This is a genomic window from Shewanella psychrophila (assembly GCF_002005305.1).
Taxonomy (GTDB): domain Bacteria; phylum Pseudomonadota; class Gammaproteobacteria; order Enterobacterales; family Shewanellaceae; genus Shewanella; species Shewanella psychrophila.
Genome location: NZ_CP014782.1, coordinates 4,816,145 through 4,829,402 on the forward strand (window position 1 = coordinate 4,816,145; position 13,258 = coordinate 4,829,402).

Annotated in this window: 9 protein-coding genes; all 9 read right to left on the reverse strand. The window is 44.3% G+C overall.

All coding sequences use genetic code 11. From position 1 onward, the window contains the following. Window positions 1-148 precede the first annotated feature (148 nt). On the reverse strand, window positions 149-1,366 hold the full coding sequence (locus tag sps_RS20870) for a phosphopentomutase (protein ID WP_077754263.1): 1,218 nt from the start codon (window positions 1,364-1,366) through the stop codon (window positions 149-151). Window positions 1,367-1,388: 22 nt separating this feature from the next. Then, a complete protein-coding gene (gene deoA / locus sps_RS20875; RefSeq protein WP_077754264.1) occupies window positions 1,389-2,720 on the reverse strand; it encodes a thymidine phosphorylase in 1,332 nt (443 codons plus the stop codon). 201 nt (window positions 2,721-2,921) lie between these two features. Further along, window positions 2,922-3,695, reverse strand: coding sequence for a deoxyribose-phosphate aldolase (deoC, locus tag sps_RS20880; RefSeq protein ID WP_077754265.1), 774 nt, complete (start codon window positions 3,693-3,695; stop codon window positions 2,922-2,924). A 491-nt stretch (window positions 3,696-4,186) separates the two neighbouring features. Further along, a complete protein-coding gene (locus sps_RS20885; protein WP_149027436.1) occupies window positions 4,187-5,014 on the reverse strand; it encodes a nucleoside-specific channel-forming Tsx family protein in 828 nt (275 codons plus the stop codon). A gap of 383 nt (window positions 5,015-5,397) precedes the next feature. Next, entirely contained in the window at window positions 5,398-6,672 is a 1,275-nt protein-coding gene (locus tag sps_RS20890) for a NupC/NupG family nucleoside CNT transporter (protein WP_077754266.1), read from the reverse strand. Between the two features lie 161 nt (window positions 6,673-6,833). Continuing rightward, entirely contained in the window at window positions 6,834-7,613 is a 780-nt protein-coding gene (locus sps_RS20895) for a TatD family hydrolase (RefSeq protein ID WP_077755799.1), read from the reverse strand. Window positions 7,614-7,857: 244 nt separating this feature from the next. After that, window positions 7,858-9,438: a peptide chain release factor 3 gene (gene prfC / locus sps_RS20900; RefSeq protein WP_077754267.1), complete on the reverse strand. Its 1,581-nt coding sequence runs from the start codon at window positions 9,436-9,438 to the stop codon at window positions 7,858-7,860. Between the two features lie 189 nt (window positions 9,439-9,627). Beyond that, window positions 9,628-10,527 carry a lipoprotein NlpI gene (gene nlpI / locus sps_RS20905; RefSeq protein ID WP_077754268.1) on the reverse strand — a complete coding sequence of 300 codons (900 nt, stop codon included), beginning with the start codon at window positions 10,525-10,527 and terminating at the stop codon, window positions 9,628-9,630. Window positions 10,528-11,036: 509 nt separating this feature from the next. After that, entirely contained in the window at window positions 11,037-13,145 is a 2,109-nt protein-coding gene (gene pnp / locus sps_RS20915; RefSeq protein WP_077754269.1) for a polyribonucleotide nucleotidyltransferase, read from the reverse strand. Window positions 13,146-13,258: the final 113 nt, after the last annotated feature.

Sequence of the window (13,258 nt, forward strand, 5' to 3'; positions counted from 1 at the left end):
AACCCCTTATATATTTACAACTTAAATCAGTAGCTAAATTATCATATAATATTAGTTACTTAAGCCTTATTTATGGCGGCCATCATCTAAACCGCCAAACTAAAAAAATGGTCTAAGCTAATCGATATCAGCTTAGTACTAAAATGTATTACTTAACGAAAGACTCGCCATATTCCATCGGCTCTAGCGTAAAGTAGCTAGCGATAGATTGACCTATGTCGGCAAAGCTCTTACGACGTCCCAAAGATCCTGCTTCGAGCCCAGCACCTAATGCCAATACAGGTACACGTTCACGAGTATGATCAGTGCCTTTCCAGCTTGGATCACAGCCGTGATCGGCGGTTAATATCAACAAATCATCTTCATTGAGCAGTTCGAGCATCTCAGGCATACGGGAATCGAAATATTCCAATGCCTTGGCATAACCAGCTATATCGCGGCGATGACCATAGTGAGAGTCGAAATCGACAAAGTTAGTAAAAACTATGGTTCTGTCGCCCGCTTGTTTAACTTGCTCAAGCGTTGCATCAAACAGGGCTTCGAGCCCCGTCGCCTTCACCTTTTTAGTGATGCCACAATGAGCGTAAATATCGGCAATCTTACCGACACTGACCACTTCACCGCCGGCGGCAGCCAGTTTGTCTAGCACAGTTTTCGCAGGCGGCTCTACTGCATAATCACGACGATTACCGGTACGCTCGAAATTACTGGCATCAGTCCCTACAAAGGCACGGGCGATCACGCGGCCAATATTATAAGGCTCAAGCTCTTCACGAGCAATTTGGCATAGAGTGTAAAGATTATCTAAACCAAATGACTCTTCATGACAGGCGATCTGGAAAACCGAATCAGCCGAAGTATAGAAGATAGGCTGACCGCTGCGCATATGCTCTTCACCCAGCTCCTCTAAAATCGCCGTACCCGACGCATGGCAGTTACCCAGGTAACTATCTAGGCCGGCACGAGCCAGAATCTTATCAGTCAGCTCCTTCGGAAAAGAGTTTGTCAGATCTGAAAAGTATCCCCACTCATATAAGACTGGCACGCCAGCCATTTCCCAATGCCCACTCGGCGTGTCTTTACCAGTGCTGAGTTCATCTGCATGACCATAAGCACCAATCACTTCAACATTGTCACTAAAACCTGCGGCAAACTCACCAGTACTCTCTTTACCCGCCATGGCTAAACCAAGACGAGAAAGGTGAGGTAATTTAAGTGGTCCTTGACGGCCTATATCGGCTTTACCTTCTGCACATGCTTTGGCTATGCTGCCGAAAGTGTCAGAGCCTACATCGCCGAAAGACTCTGCATCAGTTGCTGCACCTACACCAAATGAGTCCATCATCATGATGATTGTTCTTTTCATAAAAACCTCTTACGCAATCTATTTACAGATCTTCTGCGCGAATATAACGATAAATTTCAGGTGTCTTCTCTACTCGAGTTTCAGCAATCTCAATTGCGCCTCTTACGGCCGCCGCCGCTTCTTCAAATTCTGTCTCGGTCTGAGCGTGGATCATGGCAATCGGCTTGTCCTTGGTGATCTCATCGCCTAAGGCACAAACCTGAGTCAGGCCAACACTGTAGTCCAGTGAATCACCAGGCTTACGACGTCCACCACCTAAAGTCACCACAGCTAGACCTAGCTCTCGAGTATCCATAGCAGAGGCGAAACCTGTTTGCTCAGCATAAACCGGCCGCACAATTTTAGACTCAGGCAAATACAAACCTGGATTTTCAATAAAATCTGCCGGACCACCAAGTCCCGAGATCATCCGGCCAAATATTTCAGCAGCCTTGCCGTTATCTAATACGGTATTTAGCTTGTCTCGCGCTTCAGCTTCATTCGCGGCTAAGCCTCCGAGTTGCAGCATTTCGGCACATAAACCCATGGTGACTTCGTACAAACGTGGGTTACGATATTTGCCCGTAAGAAAATCTACAGCCTCTTTCACTTCCACCGCGTTACCGGCACATGATGCCAAGACCTGATTCATGTCGGTAAGTAGTGCTGTTGTCTTAGTCCCTGCACCATTGGCCACGGCGGTAATACTGCGAGCAAGCTCTTCAGAAGCTTCATAGGTAGGCATAAATGCGCCGCTACCTACCTTGACGTCCATAGCCAGAGCGTCGAGCCCTGCTGCCAGTTTCTTGGACAAAATTGAAGCAGTAATTAACGAGATTGATTCGACGGTGGCGGTATTGTCACGGATGGAATAGAAACGTTTATCAGCAGGAACTAAATCGCCGGTTTGACCTATAATGGCCACGCCCGCCTCTTTAACGACTTTTCTGAACAAGGCACTATCTGGCTCGGTTTGATAACCAGGGATGGCATCAAATTTGTCTAAGGTGCCACCGGTATGACCTAAGCCACGGCCCGATATCATAGGCACATAACCACCACAAGCGGCGGCCATAGGGCCAAGCATCAAGCTGATAACGTCGCCGACGCCACCTGTGCTGTGTTTATCGATAATAGGACCGTTAAGATCCAGACTCTGCCAGTCGAGTACTGTGCCAGAATCACGCATGCATGTGGTTAGCGCGATGCGCTCATCCATGTTCATATCGTTGAAGTAAACTGCCATACCAAAGGCCGCAATTTGGCCTTCTGAAACGGTATTGTCGGTGATGCCTTTAACAAAGAACTGGATCTCTTCTTTAGACAAGCCTTCTGCGTTGCGTTTTTTACGAATTATCTCTTGTGCTAGAAACATGGTACTGCCTCCAAGTCTGTAACTAAAATTCAGTTTTAAGCCACAAACTCTTTTATAAAACACTAAAACTGTAACTTTGCTACATTCGATATTAGCCGAGTTTCAGTGTCTTCAATTAGATTTAGATCACACTTAACTAAAAAGATTAGCCTTACACTTCACATTAAAAGAATAAGGCTCTTATGACTTAGTGCTTGTAAATTAGTAGCCCTGTTTGCCTTTAGCAGCTTCACCAAGCTCTAAAGTATGCAACAGGTTAACTAACAGGCTAGAAGCACCAAAACGGAAGGTACGTGGAGTTGCCCAGTCATCGCCAAGAAGACGAGCTGCGACACCTAAAAATTCTTGTGCTGCGGCAGCATCACGAACGCCACCTGCAGGCTTGAAACCCACTTTAGTGTTCTTCTCACTGATCACAGTCATCATGACCTCAGCCGCTTCTAGCGTGGCATTAACGGCAACTTTACCGGTAGATGTCTTGATAAAGTCGGCACCAGCATCGATACAAAGCTCAGAGGCTTTACGGATAAGTGCAGGATCTTGAAGCACACCTGATTCGATGATGACTTTTAGCAGAACATCTTCACCACAGGCTTCTTTACAGGCTTTAACTAGCTCGAAACCAACGGTCTCGTTACCAGCCATCAATGCGCGGTATGGAAAAACCACATCGACTTCGTCAGCGCCATAAGCAACGGCCGCACGAGTCTCTAATACTGCGATAGCTATGTCGTCATTGCCGTGTGGGAAGTTAGTCACTGTCGCGATACGTACGTTTTCAGCGCCCATTTCATTCAGTGTCTTACGGGCAATAGGAATAAAGCGTGGATAGATACAGATAGCGGCAGTGTTACCTGCCGGAGTCTGAGCCTTATGACATAGCTCGATCACTTTCTGATCGGTATCGTCGTCATTAAGGGTAGTCAGATCCATTAGCTCAATGGCTTTTTGTGCAGCTTGTTTTAAATCGCTCATAATAGTTCTCCGAAACAAATTCAAATGTATAAAAGTTCAAATAGTAAAATTGAAATCTACTTATGACAGTGCCATTAGGGGGCATTTTGATTATTGTTATGGCCGGGCCTTCGGGCAATGCCTAAGATATCGAAATTCGATATCTGTTAATTCAGGTATTCAGCGCTGCTAGCGACTTATAGTAATAATCGATAACAACAATCCTGACACTAGGTCACGACTTGAATCCTTGAAGACCGGGAAGGGGAACTGAGTCATTACAACTATAGAGCAAGGTTCCTGCCTTTCCGCGAAAAATCCATTTTAGCGCGTAAAACGTGTTTAACATTTACATAAATATGCCATTAAACCTTGCATGCTTAAGTAAATATTAACACTCAATACCAAATTCGATTCCGGTTATTGAGTGTTAAAAAGAGCCACCAACTAGTGGCTCTTACTGCTTACTAATCTCTAAGAAAGAGACTAAGAATAATCTTTAAGATTAAGTCTTAGAACTTGTAAGTAGCTGAGAAGTAATGTGCGAAACCTGTAGACTTAAAGCCATCAGTATCTTTAATTAAGTAAACATCACTAAATGCCTTTAAACCATAACCAAGTGCAAACTGGTCAGAATGCCAATAGATACCATTAAACATCACACCACCAGAAGAAGCTTGAGTAGTAGAATAGTCATCGTCACTTGCAAACTGATAATCTAAGTAACCTTGGTAAGAGATAAAGCTACCGTTATCGAAGTTAATGAAAGGTTTGAACCAGTTCATAGAGAACTGATAACCGTTCCAAGATTTAGCTTGAATTTCATAGTACTTATATAGGTTCATGCTTACTTTGCCGAACCAAGGCACCATAACATCAGCACCAATACCGATTGAAGCATTGTTTACATCACCAGCACCAGGTCCATAAAGGTCTGCGTCTCCGCCACCCCAGTTAAATAATGTTGTTAGATAAACTTCTTGAATTGGACCAACAGATAAGTCCATACCTGTGATCGCATCGATAGAGAAGCGCGGTGCGAACTTCAGGAACATTTTTGGAGAACCAGACTTATCACTATCTGGACGCTCACTTGGGTTAAAAATATCTAAATAACCATATAAATCTACAACACCTGAACGGCCACCGAATTCCAACTCAAGATAGTCATGGCTGCTTCCACCAGGAAGTTCATTAACGGCATACATGTAGTTCATCTGCATCCAGTTGTAATCACCCGCGTGGATATCATCGCCGCGTTCCGCTGCGAATGTTGGTGCAGACATTGCTGCTGTTGCAGCTAGTGCTGTAGCGAGTGCTATAGTTTTAACGTTTTTCATCATCAACCCCATTTATTTTATGGTATGCCGCTCTTTTCGAGTCAGCGTTCTTTTCTTATGGCGCCGCATTTTACCCAAATTATCGTAAAGCACAATATAATTTGTGTGAAAATGCGAACACAAAATTCTAACAAATGAACAAACTTCTGATTCTTCATGCTATTTAGTCATAGCTATTGCGAAAAACCCGAATTTAAACAGTGTTTGTCCGAAACAGCACTCTCTGGTATTTGTAGAGAACTGCTGATTTTATGCTTATATTACTGTGAAAAATGGTTGAGCTAACTTGGACCCTACCCCCATGAACAGAGCCCAATTGTGGGGTTCCCCACAGGATTTACCTTAGACATAAACAAGGCAGCTCAATATGAGCTGCCTAAGGATTATAATGCTAAGAATAGACCCGCTAGTGTCGCACTCATTAGGTTCGCTAGCGATGCTGCGATAACGGCACGTACACCTAGCTTAGCAAGGTCATGACGTCGGCTTGGAGCCATGGCGCCTAGACCACCAAGTAGAATTGCGATTGAAGATAGGTTAGCAAATCCACATAATGCGAATGAGATGATAGCTTTAGTTCTATCTGTCATAGCAAGACCAGTTTCAGCAACAACCATACCGCCATCGGCAATATCTTTAAGGTAAGGAGCGAAGTTCAGGTAAGCAACGAATTCGTTTACGATGATCTTCTGACCGATGAATGAACCAGCAACCATTGCTTCGTTCCAAGGTACACCGATAAGGAATGCAAGAGGCATGAAGATGTAACCTAGGATAAGTTCCAGAGTTAGGTTCTCGATACCAACAAGACCACCTAGACCACCGATCATGCCGTTAAGCATGGCGATAAGACCTACGAAGGCTAGTAGCATAGCACCAACGTTAAGTGCTAAGTGCATACCAGATGCGGCGCCAGAAGCAGCAGCATCGATAACGTTAGCTGGCTTGTCTGCATCTTCAGGCAAGTCGCCCATCTCGTTGTTAGTTTCTTCGGTCTCTGGGTGCATAAGCTTGGCCATCATAAGACCACCAGGAGCCGCCATAAATGAAGCTGCAACCAGATACTCAATCTTAACGCCCATACCTGCGTAACCAGCAAGTACCGCACCAGCTATAGAAGCCAGACCACCAACCATAATGGCGAACAACTCTGAGTTAGTCATAGTCGCGATAAACGGACGTACAACTAGTGGAGCTTCAGTCTGACCGACGAAGATGTTTGCCGTAGCAGACATTGACTCAGTACGGCTAGTACCTAGTGCTTTTTGCAATCCACCACCGATGAACTTGATGACCATCTGCATGATGCCAAGGTAGTAAAGTACAGCGATTAAAGAAGAGAAGAAGATAATGACAGGAAGAACGCGGATTGCGAAGACGAAGCCAACACCGTTTGCGAACATAGCGTCAGTACCAAGACCACCAAATAGGAAGTCGATACCCGCTTGAGAGTAACCGATAACACTGGCTACACCCATTGAAACACCACCAAGAACCTCTTGGCCTACTGGAACATAAAGAACGAAACCACCAAAGGCAGCTTGAATTGCTAACGCACCACCAACGGTACGGTAGTTTATTGACTTCTTACCATTTGAAAGTAAAAAAGCAATTGTAAGTAAGGTGACCACCCCTACTAGACTCATTAAAATATCCATTAACCATCACCCTATTGTTAATACTTTTTAATTATGTTGTTAACCAACCTTTTTCGTGGACGATTATACCCGAGCAATAGCTTAAAAGCGTCGTTTCGATCAAGTTTTTGAAGTTTAATTTCAGTATCTTAGTCACAACTTATGGTGCGATACACATCTGTTTAAATTAAAATTAATTTAAGGTCAAAGAGTTGCACCGAATTTCGAAACGCGTGTTCTGAAATAAGAACACTGGATTTTTTCTGTAAATTGGCTATTTCTGTGATGATTGACTGCAAAATAAGGGGAGTATTACGTGGATCTGCTGCATTTTGAGGTGTCATAGCAGGAGAATCTGTCTCAATTAAGAAACTATCCAGGGGAAGTTTAGCGACACAGGTTTTCAATTTTCTAGCATTAGTCTTTAAAATTAAGCCACCGATCCCCAGCTTAAAACCCAGTTTAATGTACTCGCTGGCTATTTCTGAGCTGCCGTAAAAGCCATGGATCACTCCGCCCCTGGGGAGAGAGTAGCGTTTTAAAATACTGAGCATGTCGTTGTGTGCCTTAACGACATGCAAGATGACTGGCAAATTTAGCTGCTGGGCCATAGTAAGCTGGGCCTCGAGAGCTATGATTTGTCCATCCCAATTATCCTTACGTATCTTATCCAGACCACACTCACCGATAGCGACCAAGTATGGATCTTCTATAGCGCTATTGAGTTTATCTGTTAATTGCACCAAGGCTCTTTCAGGATTGTCTTCACAAAACCAAGGGTGAATGCCTAGCCCATAGGGACACGCATACTGTTTAGCCACATCGAGTTGCTTGGTCCAATGCTCGGGGCTAACTCCAGGAATGATAGCCGTCTCTATACCTGATTGGGCCATAGACTCGAAAAGTTCGTCACGGTCAATATCGAACAAAGCATCGTCTAGGTGTGCATGGCTGTCGAGTATTCGCATTATCCGCTCATTTATTTAATTTAACAAATATCAAATCGGCTTTATTTTTGGGACTGTTAACAAGATGTCCCAACACACTTTCACAACAAAACTGATACATATATAGATGATGATAAACGATTCAATAAAAAAGCCCCAACCTTTCGAATGGGGCTTAGCTTGAATGCTTATTGGCTCACTTATAGAACTAGGACTAAACGTTAGTACTAAATGTGAACCCTAGACTTTGGACAAAATATTAGTTCTCACGAGTCTTGGCAAAATGAACGTCCGGATAACGCTCCATAGACAGGTTGAGGTTAACCATAGTCGGGGCGATATAGGTCAGGTTATTGCCACCATCCAGCGCTAAGTTAGGACTGCACTTACGTCTGAACTCATCCAGCTTCCTCTCATCGTCACAATAAACCCAACGGGCAGTTGCGACATTAATGGCTTCATAGATGGCTTCGACTTTATATTCACTCTTTAAGCGGCCAACAACCACTTCAAACTGAAGTACACCAACAGCGCCAACGATAAGATCGTTCGAATCTATGGGTCTAAATACCTGTACGGCACCCTCTTCGGCTAACTGGACTAAGCCCTTAAGTAGTTGCTTCTGTTTCAATGGATCTCTTAAACGGATACGACGGAACATCTCAGGCGCAAAGTTAGGTATACCGGTGAAACGCAGCTTCTCACCTTGAGTAAAGGTGTCGCCGATACGCATGGTGCCATGATTATGCAGACCGATAATATCGCCTGGGTATGCCACCGCAGCGCGATTACGATCCCCAGCCATAAAGGTCAAGGCATCACTGACATTGACATCTTTACCTAACCGAACATGATGCATCTTCATACCTTGCTCGTACTTACCCGAACAGATCCGCATAAACGCGACTCTATCTCTGTGTCTTGGATCCATATTTGCTTGGATCTTAAATACGAAGCCAGAGAACTTATCCTCTTCCGGCTGAACATCTCTCACCTCAGTTTCACGAGGTTGTGGGGTAGGAGCCCATTCGACCATGCCGTCGAGAATATGATCGACACCAAAGTTACCTAATGCGGTACCGAAAAATACTGGCGTTAGCTCACCTTTGAGGAACAGCTCGAGATCAAACTCAGTCGATGCGCCAAGAACCAACTCTAACTCTTCGCGTACGTCATCGGCATAAGCGCCTATGGCTTCATCAAGCTCTGGGTTATCTAGCCCCTTGATGATGCGAGAGTTCTGGATGGTATGACCTTGACCACTCTGGTATAAGATCACCTCATCACGTAACAGGTGATATACACCCTTAAACTCTTTACCTGAAGAAATAGGCCAAGTAATAGGTGCGCAGACAATGTTTAAGACATTCTCGACCTCATCCATCAGTTCTAATGGATCACGAATATCACGATCGAGCTTGTTCATGAAAGTCACGATAGGCGTATCACGCAGGCGCGTAACTTCCATTAACTTAATCGTTCTCTGCTCAACACCTTTTGCCGAGTCGATCACCATTAGACAGGAATCGACGGCGGTCAGGGTACGATAAGTATCCTCCGAGAAGTCTTCGTGACCCGGGGTATCGAGAAGATTGACTAGGGCATCGTTATAGGGAAACTGCATCACAGATGTGGTGATCGAGATACCACGCTCTTTCTCCATCTCCATCCAATCAGACTTAGCATGTTGGCCTGACTTCTTACCTTTGACGGTTCCGGCCTTCTGTAAGGCGTTTCCGAACAATAGAACTTTTTCGGTAATGGTGGTTTTACCCGCATCCGGGTGAGAGATGATGGCGAAAGTACGACGCTTGTCGACCTCAACTTTATTGCCTGACATGGTTACCTGCAGAATCGTGATGTACTAAAAGCCGGCAATTATAGCGCCTAGCGTGCAAATTAGCTAGATGACTAAAGGCGCTAATCACAGAGCCTCAACTGCACAAATAAATTTAAAGTGTATAGGCATAAAAAATGCCACCCTCTCAGGATGGCATTAAGCTGTTAATAACAAGATTGTTGAGCTGAATTATTGACTCTGTTGCTCTTGATACATCAGCATATTTAGCTTGGCCAACTCGATTCGCGCATATCTATGCTCGACAAAATCATAGATGTTCGTTGCCAGTGCTAGCCTGAAATAATTTGCCGCATCACTGTACTGACCTTGCTCTTGGGCTATTTTAGCTATGTAGAAATAAGCTTCACATAAACGTTCTGCATATTCATTGGGGTGAGAAAGCCCTAATTTAGCTGCGGAAAATACCGCTTCTCTGGAATTCTTACCAAGGTAGTAATCCACCAGTACACTCGACCAGGCGTTGGGTGCAAGCTGTGCCCGATTTATTTCCAAATTAGCCTTTGCTTGCTCGGTGCCTTGGGCACTTTCCGTCAAATATAACCATAGGGCACGGTAGCCATCTTTAGGATCCAATGAATAGAATGACTGCATATCGGCGATGGCTAATTCGTAACGCTCGCCATAATAGAGAGCGATGCCACGGTTTAAGTATGCGTAATCATATTCAGGTGAAAGCTCAAGCACTGCGTCGAATGCTTCATATGAACTCTCGAATTCACCTTCCTGAGTGTAGTAAATCCCAATGAAGTTATAGGCATCGGCAAGGTTAGGTTGGAGTTTCAACGCCTGATGGAAATCGATTCTGCTCAAAATCCGTAAACCTACGCTGTCATAAATGACGCCGCGGTCATAATGAAAACGTGCTCTTTGCTCTTGAGTTAAATCGGCTGAGGATAAAATTTCATTCAACTTAGCCAGGGTTATTTCCAGCTTATAATCGGGCATGACAGGCTCAACCATTAGCTTGCCTTGCTCACTGCTACCTGACTGAGTCGATACACATCCGGTCAGAAAAATACTCATACCAGCCAAAACAGCAATTGCGGTAGTCCGCATTTTTTGATTCATCCATTTAACCCTTTGAGTTCAACTATGAAGCTAATCATAGCAATCCCCTATCACTACTGCTATCAGGGATTTAATTTTTTCTCAATTCATTCAGCTTATTGCTAGAAAACCGCAAAGCTTTACATTTATCACAGTAAAAAATCGAGAAAAGTCAGTAATAATACCAATAGGTATAAGAAAATAGTCAACTCAGAGTTATTTTTGGCAGAATAAATCAAGGTGGATGAGTGAGGGAATGGTGATCCCTTTTGAACTCACTCAACTCAGAAGTAGGCAGCCAAAAACACTCCTGAAAAGCGAGTTTTAGCACTTCCAATACGGCGTTAACGAGCTTAAACGTAGAATAACTATGTTTTTCACCCGTTGTCTTGTCTCACAAGCGCTAAACTCTCGCTGAGTAACCACACCTTTATACCGATTGGTACTCCTCACTGAATTGGACTAATAATTAATCACCAGACACAAAAAAGGAGACCCTTAGGTCTCCTTTTTAATTTACTAGCTAGTGATTACTCAGCAGCAGGTGCCGACTCAGCTTTAGGTTGTGCTTCTTTCATAGAAAGACGTACACGACCCTGACGATCGACTTCCATCACCTTAACTTTGACTTCTTGACCAGTCTCTAGGTAATCAGAAACATTAGCAACACGCTCTTCAGCAATCTGAGAGATATGAACTAAGCCATCTTTACCTGGAAGAATTGTCACGAATGCACCGAAATCTACGATTCGTACAACTTTACCGTTGTAGATAGTACCCACTTCGACTTCAGCAGTGATTTCTTCGATACGACGGATAGCTTCTTTAGTCGCTTCACCGTTAGACGATGCGATCTTAACTGTACCGTCATCATCTAGCTCGATAGTCGTACCAGTTTCTTCAGTCAGTGCACGAATTGTAGCGCCACCTTTACCAATCACATCACGGATCTTCTCAGGGTTGATCTTGATAGTGGTAATACGTGGAGCGTGATCTGAGATATCGTCACGATGAGAACCAATAGCCTGATCCATCACATTAAGGATATGAACTCGAGCGCCATAAGCTTGCTGAAGTGCGATCTGCATAATCTCTTGCGTGATACCTTCGATCTTGATATCCATTTGCAATGCAGTGATACCATCACGCGTACCGGCAACTTTGAAGTCCATATCACCTAAGTGATCTTCATCACCTAGAATGTCAGAAAGAACGACGAAATCATCACCCTCTTTAACTAGGCCCATAGCGATACCGGCAACAGAAGTCTTGATTGGTACACCCGCATCCATAAGAGCAAGAGAAGTACCACACACAGAAGCCATAGAGCTTGAACCGTTTGATTCAGTGATCTCTGAAACTACACGGACGCTGTATGGGAATTCTTCAGCAGAAGGCATAACTGCGTTAATACCACGCCAAGCTAGTTTACCGTGACCAATTTCACGACGCTTAGGTGAACCAACAAAACCTGTCTCGCCCACACAGTAAGGAGGGAAGTTATAATGAAGCATAAAGCGGTTAGTGTACTCGCCCATGATGCTGTCAACTTTCTGTGCATCGCGCTCGGTACCAAGAGTACAAGTCACTAGTGCTTGAGTCTCTCCACGAGTAAATATTGCGCTACCGTGAGTACGTGGAAGTACACCGGCCATCACATTAAGACCACGAACCATATCTGGCTCACGACCATCGATACGTGGGTTTCCAGCGATAATACGGCTACGTACTACTTGCTTCTCAACACTACCCAAAATCTTACCGACTTCACGTAGATCTACATCTGCATTGTTAGCAACTAGCTGGGCGATGGCGTCAGCTTTAAGTGCAGTAACGGCATCACGACGTTCAGTCTTATCAGCAATTTGATAAGCTGCAGAGAATTTTTCTTCTGCAATCGCTTTTACGCTAGTAACAAGATCAGCATCAGATACAGGTGCAGTCCAATCCCAAGCAGGCTTACCCGCCTCAGCTTTAAGTTCACTAATAGCTGCAATAACAACTTGCTGCTGCTCATGACCATAAGCAACACTGCCTAGCATTACTTCTTCTGGCAATGAGGCGGCTTCAGACTCAACCATCAATACAGCGCCTTCAGTACCAGCGACGATTAGGTCTAGGTCACTCTCGGCTAACTGACTAACTTCAGGGTTAAGTATATATTCGCCGTTGATGTAACCAACGCGTGCCACACCTAGTGGACCGTTGAATGGCAGACCAGAGATAGCTAGGGCTGCAGAAGTACCTATCATAGAGATGACATCAGGGTTGATTTCAGGATCCACAGAAACCACTGTGATAATTACCTGAACTTCATTTTTGAAGCCATTAGGGAATAATGGACGAATAGGACGATCAATAAGACGTGCAATCAGCGTTTCACTCTCAGATGGACGACCTTCACGCTTGAAGAAACCACCTGGGATCTTACCCGCTGCGTAAGTTCTTTCCTGATAATTCACGGTAAGAGGGAAAAAGTCGCGGCCCGGCTCTTCATCTTTCTTTCCTACAACAGTAACCAATACTGTTGTATCGCCCATGCTTGCTAAAACGGCAGCGTCTGCTTGACGTGCAATAACCCCAGTCTCTAATGTGACTGTGTGCTGACCATATTCAAAACTCTTTACGATTGGATTCACGTGAACCATTCCTTAAATTTAATTATCTTAATTACGCGCGTAAGTATACTTCATCTCTATTCAAGAGATAAAGGGCACAGATTGATGACAAAGCCGAAACTTTTCTCTAAAGT